14 protein-coding genes and 1 riboswitch are annotated in these 16,647 nt (G+C 59.0%); of the genes, 7 read left to right on the top strand and 7 right to left on the bottom strand.

What is annotated here, in order from left to right:
- The first annotated feature begins 271 nt into the window (after positions 1–271).
- The 4 genes from LB556_RS30600 to LB556_RS30585 are packed head-to-tail and all read left to right on the top strand — an operon-like array spanning position 272 to position 4,512.
- Complete coding sequence (locus LB556_RS30600; protein WP_063169421.1) at positions 272–1,438, top strand: ABC-three component system protein; 1,167 nt, start codon at positions 272–274, stop codon at positions 1,436–1,438.
- Positions 1,435–1,947, top strand: coding sequence for a three component ABC system middle component (locus LB556_RS30595; protein ID WP_063169420.1), 513 nt, complete (start codon positions 1,435–1,437; stop codon positions 1,945–1,947). The genes LB556_RS30600 and LB556_RS30595 overlap by 4 nt, the downstream gene beginning before the upstream one ends.
- The gene (locus tag LB556_RS30590; protein ID WP_063169419.1) at positions 1,948–3,921 is read left to right on the top strand and encodes a DUF3732 domain-containing protein; all 1,974 of its coding nucleotides are present in this window, start codon (positions 1,948–1,950) and stop codon (positions 3,919–3,921) included.
- Positions 3,922–3,945: 24 nt separating this feature from the next.
- The gene (locus LB556_RS30585) at positions 3,946–4,512 is read left to right on the top strand and encodes a hypothetical protein (protein WP_063169418.1); all 567 of its coding nucleotides are present in this window, start codon (positions 3,946–3,948) and stop codon (positions 4,510–4,512) included.
- Positions 4,513–5,417: 905 nt separating this feature from the next.
- Here the strand turns inward: LB556_RS30585 and LB556_RS30580 are convergent.
- The 7 genes from LB556_RS30580 to LB556_RS30550 all read right to left on the bottom strand — a co-directional run bounded on the left by LB556_RS30580 (position 5,418) and on the right by LB556_RS30550 (position 11,401).
- Positions 5,418–6,233, bottom strand: coding sequence for a hydroxymethylpyrimidine/phosphomethylpyrimidine kinase (locus tag LB556_RS30580; RefSeq protein WP_063169417.1), 816 nt, complete (start codon positions 6,231–6,233; stop codon positions 5,418–5,420).
- On the bottom strand, positions 6,224–6,829 hold the full coding sequence (locus LB556_RS30575) for a thiamine phosphate synthase (RefSeq protein WP_063169416.1): 606 nt from the start codon (positions 6,827–6,829) through the stop codon (positions 6,224–6,226). The genes LB556_RS30580 and LB556_RS30575 overlap by 10 nt, the downstream gene beginning before the upstream one ends.
- Positions 6,826–7,599, bottom strand: coding sequence for a thiazole synthase (locus tag LB556_RS30570; RefSeq protein WP_024504259.1), 774 nt, complete (start codon positions 7,597–7,599; stop codon positions 6,826–6,828). Before LB556_RS30570 ends, LB556_RS30575 begins: the two co-directional genes overlap by 4 nt.
- A gap of 1 nt (position 7,600) precedes the next feature.
- Positions 7,601–7,798 (bottom strand): sulfur carrier protein ThiS, encoded by a 198-nt coding sequence (thiS, locus tag LB556_RS30565; protein WP_024504260.1) that lies wholly within the window; start codon positions 7,796–7,798, stop codon positions 7,601–7,603.
- Positions 7,767–8,768 carry a glycine oxidase ThiO gene (gene thiO, locus LB556_RS30560; protein ID WP_063169415.1) on the bottom strand — a complete coding sequence of 334 codons (1,002 nt, stop codon included), beginning with the start codon at positions 8,766–8,768 and terminating at the stop codon, positions 7,767–7,769. The genes thiS and thiO overlap by 32 nt, the downstream gene beginning before the upstream one ends.
- A complete protein-coding gene (gene thiC, locus LB556_RS30555) occupies positions 8,765–10,600 on the bottom strand; it encodes a phosphomethylpyrimidine synthase ThiC (protein ID WP_063169414.1) in 1,836 nt (611 codons plus the stop codon). Before thiC ends, thiO begins: the two co-directional genes overlap by 4 nt.
- 103 nt (positions 10,601–10,703) lie before the next feature.
- Positions 10,704–10,820: riboswitch (TPP riboswitch) on the bottom strand.
- A gap of 317 nt (positions 10,821–11,137) precedes the next feature.
- The gene (locus LB556_RS30550; RefSeq protein WP_082826710.1) at positions 11,138–11,401 is read right to left on the bottom strand and encodes a hypothetical protein; all 264 of its coding nucleotides are present in this window, start codon (positions 11,399–11,401) and stop codon (positions 11,138–11,140) included.
- Between the two features lie 491 nt (positions 11,402–11,892).
- Here LB556_RS30550 and LB556_RS30545 point away from each other — a divergent pair, with 491 nt between their 5' ends.
- Genes LB556_RS30545 through LB556_RS30535 form a run of 3 tightly spaced genes read left to right on the top strand, consistent with a single transcriptional unit; the run spans position 11,893 to position 16,351 of the window.
- Positions 11,893–13,230 (top strand): metallophosphoesterase family protein, encoded by a 1,338-nt coding sequence (locus LB556_RS30545; RefSeq protein ID WP_063169413.1) that lies wholly within the window; start codon positions 11,893–11,895, stop codon positions 13,228–13,230.
- A gap of 2 nt (positions 13,231–13,232) precedes the next feature.
- Positions 13,233–15,299, top strand: coding sequence for a hypothetical protein (locus LB556_RS30540; RefSeq protein WP_063169412.1), 2,067 nt, complete (start codon positions 13,233–13,235; stop codon positions 15,297–15,299).
- Entirely contained in the window at positions 15,296–16,351 is a 1,056-nt protein-coding gene (locus LB556_RS30535) for a hypothetical protein (protein WP_063169411.1), read from the top strand. The genes LB556_RS30540 and LB556_RS30535 overlap by 4 nt, the downstream gene beginning before the upstream one ends.
- The last annotated feature ends 296 nt before the right edge of the window (positions 16,352–16,647 follow it).

Raw genomic sequence — 16,647 nt, 5'->3', positions numbered from 1 at the left:
AGTATGCGCCCAAAGTCAGACGTTCCGGCAAACTTCGCGTTCGTCCAAAAGCGGACATATCGCCCGAGCCATAGACGGCCCCGATGTGCCCATAATGGACGTCCTGCAAATTCATTGTCCTGCCGAATCTGGACTTCGAGAGCTGGCCCTAAACAGCAATTGTATCGCGCCTAGCCGTCCTATCGCCGGGGCGCCAATTGTAAACAACGGCGAACTATACCAATATCGTTACTGGCTTCTTCCGGTGCGACTCGGGAGAACGGGATGGGCAATGAACGCGAAGACGCAAACGGGAAAACACAGCGCCGCTGGCCAATACCTCGGCTATGCGCTTCAACCTGTACGCCTTTGCTTTCACCTGCTCAACGCGCCTAGCGGCGCCTTGGTCTCTCTTGAACATTTAGACGATGTGGCGGTTCACCTGGTCGGCGGCGAAGTCGTTCTTGAGCAAAGCAAGAGCGCACTGAAGCAAAATCCGATATCCGACTGGGCTGCGGACCTGTGGAAGTCTCTGGCCAACTGGCTCAGCTTCATGGCGGCGGGAGAGATCGACCCGGCGACCAGCCATTTCCGGCTATATGTCACACCGGTGAAGGCGGGTGCCTTCGCGATCGCGCTGAACGACGCGAAAACAGATGCCGACGTGGAGGCGCTGGTCGCTAACCTCGCCAAAGCCCACAGCAAGCTGAAAGCTGCACCGGCATGCGACGCCGACGTCCAAGCTTTCCTGAACGCTGATGCGGCTCATTGCGCCGCCTTGGTCAAGAATCTCGCCGTTATCAGCGTCGATGCAGATCCCGTCGATCCGATACGCGCGATCTTCAAGCCGACGGTCTCTCCGCTCATCATCGACCTAGTGTGCGAACGCGCGATCGGCGCTGCGAAGGAGGCGGCGGACAGGCTGATTAGAGCTGGCAAGCCCGCCATCTTGGACGTGGACGCGTTTCAGGCCGAGCAAAGAGCATTTGTTCAGAAGAACAACCTTCCAGGGCTGCTGTCGTCTTTCACCAAGCAACCGCCTGTCGAGGCCATCGAACAATTGATCGCCGACCGTCCCGCCTTCGTCCGCCAACTCGAGCTGATCGAGGTGGGAGACGAAGCGTGCGTCCGGGCTGTTAGCGATTACCTTAGGACGCTCGCCGACATCTCGATCTGGGGCGAAAGCGGGCTAATCTTTGAGAAGAACCTAAGTGACTGGGACGATGATCTTGTCGGTCGCTATGAGCACGTCAGTGCAGAGGTGCACGACATACAGGCCGGACACCCCGCAACGGTTCGTGGTAGAATAGTTTACAGGCGCTGCGCGCAGTTGCAGCCTCCACTCGATGGTCGAGTCGTCCCCGGTCATTTCGTCCACGGATCATTCAACGCCCTTGCCCACGGCCTGCGCCTCGGCTGGCATCCCGACTACCAGACTCTTTTGGAGCCAGCGACTTGATTGAGGCTGGCCGATCGCACCTACCGCTCAGCGACCTCGCCCTTGTCCAGAATCCAGGACTTGGGGCTTTCGCATTGTGGCAATTTGGCCAAGGTTTCCAGGCTGAGGACGAACGTCCAGCGCCGTTCGCCTTGGCGTTTCTCGTGCTGCCAATCGTCCTGCATCGCGCAACGCTCGAAATCGTGACTTCGACAAACCGACCCTCTGGACTGGCGCTCTTCGCGGCCAAGCTCGGGAAGGAACGGGAACAACTCCTCGCCGTCCACGAGCGAGCGCTGCTGCTGCGTACTCTGACATTGCAATCGGCCGCTGTCGGTGTGAGCGGGCGGCTGCTGTCCGTGGATTACAAGGATGCTACTTTAAGAGCAAACGTACCAGAACCGAAACCGAGGAGGCTCGTCCTTCCAGAGCGCGTCAAGCACCTCGGACCTGCCTCGGAGAAATTGGGTTTCTGGTTTTCGAACCTGGGGACCGCGCAGGTGGCCAACCTGTTACGGGTGGAGTTCTAGATGTATTTCCAGCTTCGAAAACTGATCCTTTGGCCCCGCAATGGTGCAGCGCCGCGGGTCGTCAAGTTCGAGCCCGGTGTCGTCAACGTCATCAGCGGCGCGTCGAAGACCGGGAAGTCCGCCGTTATCCCTATTGTTGATTACTGTCTGGGCTCGGAGAAATGCGCGATTCCGGTGGGCGTAATCCGCGAGAACTGCAGCTGGTTCGGCATTCTGATCGAGACGCTGGAGGGCGAAAAGCTCTTGGCGCGACGCGAACCGGGGGACCAACAGAGCACAGGCGACATGGTGCTGCTGGAGGGCGCACAGGTCGAAATTCCGGAGACGATCACCGACAAGACCACCAATGTCGACACGGTCAAGCGCGCGATGAACCGCCTGGCAGGACTGACTGACCTCGACTTCGAACCAGGTACAGAGAATGGATTCAAGCAAAGGCCAAGCTTCCGCGACCTCATGGCCTTCACGTTCCAACCTCAGAACGTGATCGCCAATCCCGACGTGATGTTTTTCAAGGCCGATACGACGGAACACCGGGAGAAGCTAAAGACCATCTTCCCGTACGTTCTGGGCGCGGTCACGGCAAAGATTCTCCAGGCGCGGTTTGAGATCGATCGGCTCCAGCGCAACCTCCGCCGGAAGGAGGCTGAGCTACGCGCGATCGTGTCGGCAACTGGCGCTTGGCGGGCGGAGGCGGAGGCGTGGCTGCGTCAGGCAGTCGAACTTGGCCTAGTCGATTCCTCCACTGAAGTGCCGAAGGACTGGAGTGACGTTGTTGACCTGCTTCGGCGCGTGTCGAACAGCAACTCAAGTCTTGCTCGACCAAGCCTGGCCGGCATCGATGTGGTGCTGACGCGTCTGGAAACCCTTCGTGCGTCGGAAACTGAAATCGCCGCGCGACTTACCGAGCATCGTCAGCGCCTGAACGAACTGCGCCGTCTGGTGGAGAGCAGCGAGGCGTACGGCGACGCCATGCGCATCCAACGTGACCGCTTGGACCTTTCCACGTGGCTGAGGGACTTGGCCGACGAGTTCGCCGATCCGTTGGTCGCACTCGGGGACGGCGGCCGCGAGAAGGTCTTGGCCCTTTGCGACAACCTCGGCGGTCTGGAGATCCGACTGCGGACCCACCCTGCGATGTCTAACACGCTTGACAAGGAAATCCTGCGCCAGCGCGGCGCCGCTGAAGCGGTCCTATCTGAGTTGAACGATGTCCGTAGCGAGATAGCGGTGCTGGAACGGGACTCTGACGTCGCCCGAGACGAGGCCAATCGCTTCGATAGGCTTGAGCGCTTCCTCGGTCGATTGGAGCAGGCGTTGCACGTCTACGACCGCGCCGACCAGTCGTCGGATTTGCGGCAGGAACTCACCTCGCTGCAGGCCGATATTGCAACGCTGCAAAAGACGATCTCCGAGGCCGACATCCAGCGCAAGCTATTCAACGCGTTGCACCAAGTCTCCCATCATGCCAATCGGCTGATTCCGCAGCTTGACGCGGAGTGGCCCGAGGCCCCGATTAGGCTGTTGATTGAAGACCTGACCGTCAAGGTGACTAGGGGAACGCGTGAGGACTACCTGTGGGAGATTGGCAGCGGCGCCAATTGGCTCGCGTATCACGTCGCACTAATGCTTGCGCTGCAGCACTACTTCCTGGCCGAACCTCATCACCCAGTCCCTGGTCAGCTGATCTTCGACCAACCTAGCCAAGTCTATTTTCCTAAGCGGGCGGCGGGCGACGAGGGCCCCGACCTCATCGCGTGGAGGGATCAGGACGTGGTCGCCGTCAGGAAGGTCTTTGCGCTCCTAGGCGCTGAGGTCATGGCCGCGAAAGGTCGCCTCCAGATCATCGTGCTGGATCATGCAGATGAGGACGTCTGGGGCAAGCTTCCCGGAGTCAAGTTGATTGAGGAATGGCGTGGACAGGCCCTCGTGCCTCAGGCTTGGATTGCCGCCGCATCTTCCAACGGTGGATAATAATCTGCTGCCAGAGGAGAAGGCATGGCGAACGTGGACGAGATCAACCGTCTGACGGCCCTTGGCTTGAACGTCATCACAGCCATGGATGTCGCGGAAGGAAAACTAGACGAAGCCTTCGAGGTCGCCCGCGCTCAGGAGAAACGCAAGGTCGACATCTGGTGCAAAGGAAGAAAGAACATTCCGGTTGCACTGACTGCGATATGGGACTGCGATCCTGCAAACTTCTATCTCGCGTTCGACGGCGATGATCCCAGCGACCACGCTTCGACGGATTTCATTCTTATCGACGCTGATGTCACTGACGTTGGCGGCAGGCTTACCTACGCCGCCAGCAGGGACAAGGGTCCTTGGCATCAACGTTACAAGAGCAAGAGCTGTGGGATCGCCTACCGATGGCTGCATGGCCGCGGTGTCACACCGCCTTTGCTCGGCGAGTACCAAGGCCAAGTTCACATCGTAGGAGGCATGCACCGCTTCCATCTTGCCAAGCACTATGGGACGACGCGCATGCCATTCCTCGTCCGGAGGGCCGAACTAGCCGCAGTAATGGCGTTGATCCCCTCGGCGACCGACACCGCCAACTCGTAATGGCGGGGACTGCAGAAAAGAAGCGAATGAGTTGCGAACTTACCGGGATCACTCCCCGAAAGCTGACCGACGGCTTCCGGCCCCGTTGCGGCCATTCTTACTCCCGCACTTTGGCTTTTCCAGCGCTAAACCGGCCTTGGGCGATGAATGGAAACGGTCAGATGTTCCCGGTCTGTGCTCGAAAAGTCGCATAAAAGGGCAGACTGGTGTGACGTCCGGAATTATTGGGCCTTTCACGGGTTTACCGGTCCCGAATTATCGGTTGCTGGCGGGCGGGCTATGCGATTGAAAACAGGAGAGTTTTCTGGCTAAGGGTGGGGTTTCAGACTGAGTTTACCAATGCCCTTAATGACGATTAATTCTGGATTGGCATCAGGTGATTGGGTTTGCGCAGAATATAGCCGCCCTTATTGGTAAACCCGCTCACGGTCGACAACGGATTGGTCAACCTAGGACGACAGGATTGGTAAACCGGAGCCGCCCTATCGACGAAGGTCTAGCTTGGCGCATTCACTGTCGCCGGTAGGCAGATATTCGGGCGACAATCGGGACCAGCGTGCGACGCCGCCAAGCGTGAGACACGTCGGCTACGCCGCAAATCGACACGGTTTGACCGGGCGCAATACCGCACCGATCTTCTAATCTCGGCTTAATTCCGGAGAGAGGCAGATAATTCCGGACGCCACACTGATTGGTAACCTAAGGCCACCCACCACGCGGATTGGTAGCCCACAGGAATAGGTTTGGTAACCCTTATCGAGTGAGGGCCGCTCGTACCTTTCGGCGGGTTCGTTTCAGTTCTAAGCCCGGCTTAATTCTGGACAACGACAGATAATTCTGGACGGCACAGTGGAACTCAACGCGTTGTAAGGATGGCATAGAGAAGCAGTAGCCCTCCAGTCTCGCTACTGGAAAAATTCTGGAAAATGGGTCTGCTTGGCTGGACGCAGAACGTTGTGATTATTCAGCCGGCATTTCTGAAGCTTCTCGAACACAAACAGCTTGCCTTCGCGCACGCTATCTTCGAGCGACTTCGCCTTCGCCAGATGCGCCGCAATCGCGCTGGCCAGCATGCAACCTGTTCCGCGCATCGATATAGCAAGGCGCGGCGTGTCGAAGTGGATGGGTTCATGATCGGAGCGTAACAGAATATCGGCCGATCGGGGACCCGACGCGTGCCCACCCTTGATCAGCAGGGCCTGAGGGCCGACGGCCTGCAGTCTTTGTCCTTGTTGGAGCGCACCGTCCTCATCCGAAGCCGGTTCGGAACCAGTAAGGAGCGCCAGTTCAGGAAGGTTGGGCGTGACAATGCAGCAAAGCGGCATCAAATCGCGCTTCATGGCAGCGATAGCGCCTGCTTCCAGAAGTGCGCGGCCTGAGGTGGAGGCCAGCACAGGGTCGAGTACTGCCGGCACTTGCGGAAATTTGCGCAGCACTGCGGCAACGGCAACAATGATCTTGGCAGTCGCCAGCATGCCGATCTTGATTGTGGCTACGTCGTTGGCCTGTAGCGCGGCACACATCTGATTGGCCACCATGCTGGGTGGCGAATGATGGATTTCGATCACGGCGTCGTGCGTTTGCACCGTTAGCGCTGTGACGGCGAGACAGGTGCGCACGCCAACGGCAGAGATCGTCTCGATGTCGCGTGCTATTCCAGCACCCCCGCTGGAATCTGATCCGCCAACGACAAGCACATGCGGTTCTCGTCTCATCGCCATCGGTCCGTCTTTTCGATCCATTCTCGCGTGCGCGCTTCGGGGTCGAAGCTCAACGTGATGTCCGTGACCACTGCGGCGCTGTTGGCGCCGGCCTCAAAGACGCCGTCGAGGCGGTCGGGGTTGAGGCCGCCGATGGCGACCAATGGGATCGGCGCCACCCGCCGCTTCCACTCGCTGATCCGCTCTAGCCCTTGCGGTGCCCACTTCATTTTCTTCAAAGTGGTGGGATAGATCGGACCGAGCGCGACATAGTCGGGCTCGGCAAACATGGCCGTTTCCAGCTCGACATGATCATGCGTGCTCAATCCGAGCCTGACGCCCGCTGCCCGTATCCTCGAGAGGTCGGCCGTTTGCAAATCCTCCTGGCCCAGATGCACGAAATCGCAGCCTTCCTCGATTGCCAGGCGCCAATAATCATTGATGATGAGCTGGCTTTTGTGTTGGACACACCAGGCCTTCGACTTGCGGATCTCCGCGCGCAGCCCGGTTTCATCCATGGTTTTGATGCGAAGCTGAATCAGCTTGACGCCGAGCGGCGCCAACCTTTCGATCCAGGCGGCGCTGTCGACGATCAGGTAGAAGGGATCGAGCTTCATGAAAAAACGGCCCTGCCGACCATCGGTGTCGATGGCACGGCGACGTCGCGCGGTTCGAGCATTCCCGAACTGAACGCCTCACGACCGGCGTCGACCGCCTTACCGAAAGCACGCGCCATGCCGACCGGATCTGCCGCCTTGGCGACCGCTGTGTTCAGGAGCACGGCGTCAAAGCCGAGTTCCATGACGGTGGCCGCGTGCGACGGCCGTCCGAGCCCCGCATCCACAATCAGCGGGACGCCAGGGAAATATCCGCGCATCGAGCGCAGCGCCGTCATGTTGACCGGTCCCAAGGCGGAACCGATCGGTGCGCACCACGGCATCAGGACCTTGCAGCCCGCTTCCAGCAGCCGCTCGGCGACAACGAGATCGTCGGTGGTATAGGGGAATACCGCAAAGCCGTCCTCGCACAGGATGCGGGCGGCTTCAACCAGACCGAACACATCCGGCTGTAGCGTGTCGTGATTGCCGATCACTTCGAGCTTGATCCAGTTGGTGCCGAAGACCTCGCGCGCCATTTTCGCGGTGGTGACGGCTTCCTTGACGGAGAGGCAGCCGGCGGTATTGGGCAGGGTTCTGGCGCCCAGCGAGCGGATCAACGACCAGAATTGTTCGCCGGCCCTACCGCCCGCCATCTCACGCCGCAACGAGACGGTCACCACCGACGTGCCCGATGCCTTGACTGCATCGGCAAGGATGGCCGGCGAAGGATACTGAGCCGTGCCGAGAAGCAGGCGCGACGAAAGCTCGGTTCCATAAAGCTCCAACATGCTAGCCGCCCTGCATGGGCGAGAGGATTTCGATCCGGTCGCCGTCGCTCAACTGGAACTCCGCGCGGTTGGCTTTGTGCACGAGGTCGCTGTTGACGGCGGTGGCGAGCCAATCGCCCTCATAGTCGAGCGCGGCAAGCAACTCGGCCAGCGTGGTGGCGGCAATCTCACGCGCCTCGCCGTTGACCATCAGTTTCATGAGCATGCTCCTTGGTTCTGTCTTGACTGAAAACCAGGTCGGCAGCCTGGCGCGCCATGGCGGGGGCGAGGAGAAAACCGTGACGATAAAGACCGTTGATCGCGATGATCTCACCGTCTGTTTCGACGCGTGGCAAATTGTCGGGAAATGCCGGACGGACACCCACACCGGTTTCAACGATCTCGGCCTCACCAAAGGCCGGATGGAGGGCATGGGCGGCGCCCAGCAGCTCCATCATGGAACGCGCCGTCACCGGTCCGGCGCTCTGGCTTTCAATCATCGTCGCTCCGATCATGAAACGGTGATCGGTGCGCGGCACGGCATAAAGCGGAAAGCGTGGATGAAGCAAACGGACCGGCCGCGACAGCGAGACATCAGGCGTGCGAAGGATCAGCATTTCGCCGCGAACACCGCGCAGCCTGTCATCGGCCGCTGCCATTCCCATGCAGTCTATCTGACGGGCGAATCCCGAAACAGGCCGGGCGTCGCAGCCGAAGTGGAATTTGACACCCATGGTCGCAAGCTTGTCATGAAGTGCCGCCATCGCCGGGCGTGGGTCGAGGTGAGCCTCGTCGGGGAAGAGCAATCCACGCCGGAAGCGGCCGGCGAGGTCGGGTTCCAGGAGCGCAATTTCGTTTTCATCGACGCGCCGATGCCCTGACGTGCGACTGGCGAACCGGTCAAGCTCACCGGCATCACGCGGCGCGGCCACGACCAATGTCCCGGCCCGTGTCACCTGACCCGACAGCACCGCATCCCACCAGTCGGCAGCATCGCGTCCGAGATCCAGCACCGGCTGCTCCGCGCTTTCGCGCTCGCACCATGGCGCCAGCATGCCGCCGGCGAACCACGACGCGTTGCCACCAAGGCCATGCCGCATCTCGGCGACGGTGACCGTCGCGCCGCGGGCGGCGAGTTCGAAAGCGACGGTGAGGCCGGCAACGCCGGCCCCTTTGACGAGCACCCTCATGATGGTTTGGGAGCCTCTGGCACGACCGGTACGCCAGTCTCGTCCGCCTGCATGTAGAGATCGCCGCCCTCCCGGTATTTTGCCGCCATTGCCGCCATGCCTTCCTTCTGGGCCTCGGCACGGATGTCGTGGGAAATGCGCATGGAGCAGAATTTCGGCCCGCACATCGAACAAAAATGTGCCAGCTTGTGCGCCTCCTTGGGCAAGGTCTGGTCGTGGAAGGACCGTGCGGTTTCGGGGTCGAGCGACAGGTTGAACTGGTCCTCCCAGCGGAACTCGAAGCGCGCGCGCGAAAGGGCATCATCCCTGGTTTTCGCTGCCGGATGGCCCTTCGCCAGATCGGCTGCATGGGCGGCTATCTTGTAGGTGATCACGCCAATCTTGACGTCGTTGCGGTCGGGAAGGCCGAGATGCTCTTTCGGCGTGACGTAGCAAAGCATTGCGGTGCCGAACCAGCCTATCATGGCGGCACCTATCCCTGAGGTGATGTGGTCATAGCCCGGCGCGATGTCGGTCGTCAGCGGCCCCAACGTGTAGAACGGCGCCTCACCGCACACTGCGAGCTGCTTGTCCATGTTCTGCTTGATCTTGTGCATGGGGACATGGCCCGGGCCTTCGATCATCACCTGGCAGTCCTTTGCCCAGGCAATCTTGGTGAGTTCTCCAAGTGTTTCCAGTTCGGCGAATTGCGCCGCGTCGTTCGCATCGGCGATTGAACCGGGACGAAGGCCGTCGCCGAGCGAGAAGGAGACGTCATAGGCTCTGGCGATGTCGCAGATCTCCTCGAAATGCTCGTAGAGGAAGCTCTCCCGGTGATGGTGCAGGCACCATTTGGCCATGATCGAGCCGCCGCGCGAGACGATGCCCGTGACCCGGTCGACGGTCAGCGGGATGTAGTGCAGCCGCACGCCGGCGTGGATGGTGAAATAGTCGACGCCTTGCTCGGCCTGCTCGATCAGCGTGTCGCGGTAGACCTCCCAGTTCAGATCCTCGGCGATGCCGTTGACCTTTTCCAGCGCCTGATAGAGCGGCACCGTACCGATCGGCACCGGCGCATTGCGCACGATCCAGTCGCGGATGTTGTGGATGTTGCGGCCGGTCGACAGGTCCATCACCGTGTCCGCGCCCCAGCGGATAGCCCAGACCATTTTTTCGACCTCTTCGGCCATCGACGATGTGACAGCCGAGTTACCGATGTTGGCGTTGATCTTGACCAGAAAATTGCGACCGATGATCATCGGCTCGCTCTCGGGATGATTGATGTTGGCGGGAATGATTGCGCGCCCGCGCGCCACCTCGTCGCGCACGAATTCGGGTGTGACGAAATCTGGGATCGCCGCGCCGAAGGCTTCGCCGTCGCGTTGCAGCTTGCCGCGCATCACCTCGCGGCCGAGATTCTCGCGGATGGCTACGAACTCCATTTCTGGCGTGATGATGCCGGCGCGCGCATAGGCAAGTTGGGTCACCGCCTTGCCCTGCTTGGCCTTGAGCGGCCGATTGCGTATCGGAAATTCCGGTGTCAGGCGCTCGCCGGTGGCGAATCCATTGTCTTCCGGCCGGACGTGGCGGCCGTCATAGGCTTCGACATCGCCACGCGCCGTGACCCATTCGTGGCGAAGCCGGGCAAGGCCTTTTTCGATGCTGGTTTCGACTGATGGATCGGTGTAGGGGCCGGACGGATCGTAGACGGTGACGGGCGGTTCGCCGGCCGTCGGATGGACGGAAATCTCGCGCATCGGCACCCTGATCTGCGGGTAGAGGACGCCGGGCTTGTGGATTTTCCGCGAGGCGGGCAGTGGTCCCGTCGATACGGCGGGGGTGAGGGCATTCATCGTGAGGCTCCTTTGCTCATGCATTGGAGACCCAGTTCTGTGCCGGAAGGATGAAAAGACGCTTCTGTAGACCTGCTGCAACAGGACCTCGGGCGTAAACTCCCGCAAAGCGCTTGCACCGTCCCTACGCCAGTATGAACTGGATCAGGTTCAACGGGTCACTGCGCCGCGAAAGCCAGCAGTATCTCAGCCCCTTGCCGGGACTCCCCTGGTGAATGCCTTAGGTTGAACGGGCTGACGCTATCTTGTCAAGCGCATTCGGGCGCCTTCGGCCGGTGGCGACGACCGGCGGCCAGCCGGGCGGAGAGCTCGCGCATGCATCGGGGACAAGTCACGCCCCGTAGACCGGGGCTGAATGGCCAAAGCCTCATTCGCTTCGTGAAGGATGGAGAAACTGTATTGGCCATGTGCGCGTATCGACCAAGTAGCTCAGGCGGTCACGGATGTGGTTATTCTGGTCGAAGGTGACGAACGGCCTTGGGGGTCACCTCCTTTAGGATTCAGAGGTTGGAAGACGGCTTCTCGCGATCACGGCCATCAGGAAATACCTGTCTTCGGCTCAACCTCGACATGGCGTCCGATCGACCGCAGATATACAGCTATCTCGTTCATGAGATGATCGCGTTCGCCGTAGATTTCAGCAATCCTACGCAGCTGTGGCTCGACGGCCCTCCGTTGCGCTGGCGTGAAATCAGCATCGCCAAAGACGTATCCCAAGTTGCCAATCGCGCAAATTTTGCAGCCGGCGTCCACAACTGCTTGTACGAATGCCGGAATGTCTTTTTCTTGCATGGTCTTCATGTCGAACCTCTCGTGAATGGCGTGCTTGCGCCCCAATCTGCCTTTTCAGCGTGTCCTCTGGGCGGCGCAAGCCCTGAGCGTGACTGTGCACGGGCAACCTCGACTATCCCATCTGCCACGCTCTTTAGAATCGGTGGGGTCTGGTGATCGCAGGCTGGGCCACTCAAAAGCCTGCAAGAAGAAAGTCATGGCGACCATTGCTCAAGATCGCAAGGGTGCGTGCAAGACCTTCCGTTGGCAGTCATGCACGCTCGCTCAGAGATAGTCCGGCCGCGGAAATTCTCCCTTATTCGTAAGAAAGCTCATTGAGCAACTGGGCATTGAGCAACTGGGTCTCACGTCACGGGTCTCGTGTGCTTCACAGCCGAAAAATAGCCGCCGTGGCAATTCTCGAAAAGTGCAGGCTACCTCGTTAAGGACACTGCGGATGATCGTTCGCGCTTGGCAAAAGCGAACGGATTAGTCTATGGCTCTCGGCAGGGGGGCGAGTTATGCGGCGGGTGCGAATCCTTCAAGTAGGCGATATTCACTATCCGGACTGGCATCCTTCCTCTAGCAACATCGATGCCAAGGATAGCAAGTTCGCTCCGAAAATAACGCAGAAGCTACGCGCGTCTTCGCTGCGTGCCGTCTTGACGAAACTTCGGCGGCTGACGACTTCGAAGCCCTTGGATTCGATCGCCTTCATGGGGGATTTCACGAGCCGTGGCGACAAGACCTTCATTGCTTCGGCATTCCAGCATTTCACGTTGCTCTGCCGCGCACAGGGACGCAGTTCAAAGGCGCTTCCGTTGATATTCGTACCGGGAAATCACGATGTGAACCGTGATGACGCGCGCGAACTTGGACCGACTGAGAAATTCAGCGAAATGGCGAGTTTAGCCGCCCGCTTGGGTTGGCAGACCGTTCCCGTGGACCAACCCGTGCACTTCAGACTTCCGACAGGATCCGCAGGCGCAAACTTCATCCTCGTCAACACAGCGATAGGCAGTTGGGAGCTTCAAAACCTTCCCGCGTTCCTTCGTGATCGTCTCGAGGCACTCAGTCCTTCTACAGAGCCTCTAGATCTCGGCTCGCCGGACATCTCGGGACATTCGCCCGCGACACCTCCCAGCGATCCAGACAAGGAGGCGTCCGACGACGAGTATTACGGTCAGATGGACACGCCATACATCTCGCGTGAGATGCTTGCAGGCCTACAGGAATTGCTCCAGCAGCCCGACATGCGTTACGGCATCATAATCGGCCATCACAATCTGCTGCCACAAAAGACTCCGCGCATTACGCCATACGCGGAGATGCTCAACAGCGGATTTGTCAGAACTCAGCTGCTGCAGGGCAACAAGCCTATCGTCTACCTGCATGGACACATACATGCTGATCCGGTCGAGATCGTCAACGATCCAAGGTTTCCGGACGGCAAATTGATCTGCATCTCAGCACCAGAGATACAGTCAGGTTTCAATGAGCTCGTCTTCTTCACGACCGATCAGGGAGAGCTCGTCGGCATCCGACTTATACCCTACCGCACCAATGTCGCCGACGGGACGGTCATGGAAGGCGAACATTGCTTTATTTCGACCATGTCCAACGGCAAGGCCTTTCTGAACAACGACACGTTTGACCTGCTGCGCCGACTGCGCGACCATGCCACCAGGCGCGGGAATGGGTTACTCTTCTGGGACGAGATCACTGAGATTGCTGCCTCCGCCGAGCTCGGGCTAGATCTGGAAGACTCTCTTCTGATGCTCCAAGCGGCGCGCTTCATCGAGATAGACGGCCTCACCAAGGCAAACTCGGCTTGGCGCATTAAGGTAAGGGACGAATAGCGATGGAGAATCCGTTCGGCCCCAACAGGATCGAGTACGAAAGCCGCCCGATACTGTGGTTCAGTCAGAAGTCGGCGTTGATTTCTGCCGCCGCCAAGCCGGTCTTCGTCGCAGGGACGAGAGGCAGCGGCAAGACCAGCATTCTTCGCTCGCTTTCCACAGTCCATATTCTTGAAGACAAAAGTCTCTCGGACCAAGTCGGCAAGCTCGCTTGGTATGGCGTCTTCTTCCAGCTCAATGAGACATTCTCGCCCCTAATCGACAACGCCGTTCTGAACCTCATTCCGGAGCGGATACGCTTCGACACGGCCGCCGTGATCCCGCGGCAATTCGTAATCTTCTCTCACTATCTGGAGCTGAAGATAGTCGAACGCCTGCTCGAGAGCATCGGCCAGCTCAGACGCGACGGCCACTTGAAATACCGGGCCTCCGAAGATAGGGACGTCGCCCTGGCACTGCATCGCGAAGTGCTGCACTTCATACCCCAACCTGCCCGTCTCGACTTCTTCAGCATCGATGAGCTGCGGGGTGGGATAACCCGGTACGTCGACGAATGCTTCAACGCGTTCTTCTTTGCCGCCGATGCCGGAGCGACCGGCTTCAGAGCAACAGACCCTGGCGCGATCATTAACAAGGTCGCGACCGCGATCACTCCACTTTTAAATGGCCCATCTTTCGCCGGTGACAGGGCGCCCTTCTTCAAGATACTGATTGACGACTGTGAAGCACTGACACCGCTCCAACAGCAGTTCCTGAACACCTTGGTGAGAAAGACGCGCGGCAACGTGAAATGGGTCCTCGCCTACATCGGCGGCCTCTACGACACGATCCGGACGATCATACCCGGCCAGTCGCTCTCGAATGCTGACCGGGACGTCGAGAATCTTGATTCAGTCGATCCGAGGGAGTTCGCCACGCTGTGCGAGAACGTGTCGTCGCTTCGGCTGTACTATGCGCTTCCTGACCATCTGCGGAGTGATCTCGAGCGCAACGATGCGCTCAGCGCGTTTTCGCTCAAAAACCGGCTGGGGCGGCTTTCCGTCAATGACATCATCGAGCGGGTTATCATATCGGGTCATTCCGAGGGCAGAGAAGAGCTTGTGGCACTTGCTGATGCAGCACGTGAATTCCTCTCCGTGAATTTGAGGACGGCGGATCAGCAGCAATTCCTTCTTGATCGAAAAGCGCGCCCTTATGCCGAAGGGCTGGCGCTCGCGCTCATGAACCCGGAAATTAAGCGCCGGCCCATGAGCAAGGCGGATGCTTCAAATCTGAAGAGGTCGATCGCCCGGAAACAGGGATGGGCTTTTCTGAAAGCGTGCCAGATGCTGCGTCTGCATGACTACCCGTACGTAGGGCACCAGATCATCACATCATTGAGCGACGTCTGTATACGCGATTTCCTTGATATAATGGGAGAGATCTTCCGCCGCAGTGTTCCGAGTTCCAGTGATCCACGAAAACTGGTGGAATTCATCAACTCGGATTTACAGATTCATCTCGAACAGCAGAGACAGGCTGTGAACGCCGCCTCTCAACGGAAGCTTGATGGACTTCAGGCGCTTTCACATCCGTACGAAGAAGAGAGCGTGCGCATGGTGCGGGCGTTGGGTTACCTGACCGCTCGCCTCCAGACAGAGTTTGCCGAAGAAAATGCTCTAGGAACGACAGAGAGAGGCATTTTCAGGGTTGATCTAAAGGAAATGCGCTCGCTGGTGAACCGACTGGAGCAACCCAGCGGAAAACTGGACGAGGTCCTGCGTCGGGCGGAAAGGGATGGGTTTATCCGGGAGGTCTCCGCCGCCGGCAACTTTGAGGTGGACCGCGCCGACCCCGCATCGAAGGAGATGATGATCAGATTGCATCGGCGATTTGCACCTTACTTCGGGTTCTCCTATCGCGGCCCGTACGAAATCAACACAATCCCTGCGGCGCGGATGGTCGACCTGCTTTTTACCAGGCATCGGCTCCCAGAAGACTGGGCCGACTCGGTGTTTAAGGAGCTCGTCGCGCGGCCCGCACTCAAGACCGAATTCCAGCACTCGCTTTTCGAGAGCGATCTCGAATGACCGCTTCAACTGTCGAGTATCGAGTCTTCGGCCATCTGGCCGTCACCGAGAAGGCGAGAGATGCAGGTACCTGCGAAACGATGGAGGCAGATATCGCGATCGTCGCGCTTGGATGGGAAACGCGTTTCGCCGCGTTCGAAAACCATCTTGACCTGAAGGTCGGCAAGATCGTGGTTCTGGACTTTGCTCTGAAGGAAGCGAACGTCCCAGCCGTCGAAGAAAACCGGCGAAAGCTCATCGCTATGGGTACCCGATGGGGCGTCGAAGTGACTGTGATCACCCTCGAGCCTTCCATCGAGTATCAGAAGAACATCAATCTCCTCGATCACCTGCTCACTCAGATGGCCGCTTCATGTGGCTCATACGAAGGAAGCCTGCGGAAGGTTTTCGTCGAGTGCTCGACGATGCCGCGAATCTACATCCAATGGCTGATTGCGGTGGCATTCAAGAAAATGTCGATTCAGTCTCTCGAATTCGGGTACGCCGAAGGTATCTACGGGAACGCGATCGGCAAAGAGGATTTTTCCAGCGGCTTGGACCGATACGTCACCGTCCCTCATCTTCAAGGCAGCGGAGGAATGGGCGAAGAGAAAGTCCTGCTCGTGGGGATCGGAGGAGATGCCGACGTATTCTACGGATTGATCGATATCGTCAGTCCGGAACGGATCTCGCTCCTCGTCCCAAGAAGCGACAAGAATGCGCATATCGATGCTTTGCTCGATCAACAGGTGGCCAAGGTACGTGAAACCCACCGGCTCGAAGATGGCGAAGTTCGCGACATCCAGGCTTTCGGGCTGATGGCCCACCTCGATGCTTTCGAGACGTATCTCGACGGGTTCGGCTCGCGTGCGGTGGTGAACGTTTTTGTCAGCGGCCCGAAGGTTCAGGCCATCGCTGCTGCCGTGCTCGCCTGCTCCGACAGCCGCGTCCATCTCAAGGCAAGAATTCCCACCTCCTATGCCCATCGTGAAGTCTCAGCGAATGGGCGGTATCATATCTATAGGCTGATTGACCTGACATCCCCTGCCTGCAGCCTTCCCGGGACGTTCTGACACTATCTTGCATTCGAGTAGCATCATGGTCCCAGTAGCCGTTCCGCCAAGCCTTCAGCGCATGTTCGTGTCGCCCGATCCGGTCGATGGGGGGCTAATTCCCACTTGGAAGCTGCTCTACATCAGATCAGGGGGGAATGCAGACTGGCAGAATTCCGTCTAATTAGCGACTAGCTAAAACATATACTCAGGCGAGACTGTTCAGCATAGAAATAGTGAGTCGGCCGTGAACTATCCGCAAGCCATTGATCTGGCCTGTTGATTGAGGCGGATAGCGGCTTTGGAATTGCAGGATT

It is taken from the genome of Mesorhizobium sp. ES1-4 (assembly GCF_020164745.1).
Taxonomy (GTDB): domain Bacteria; phylum Pseudomonadota; class Alphaproteobacteria; order Rhizobiales; family Rhizobiaceae; genus Mesorhizobium.
The sequence above is the reverse complement of the archived record's forward strand: the minus strand, read 5'-3'. Positions and strand labels throughout refer to the sequence as shown.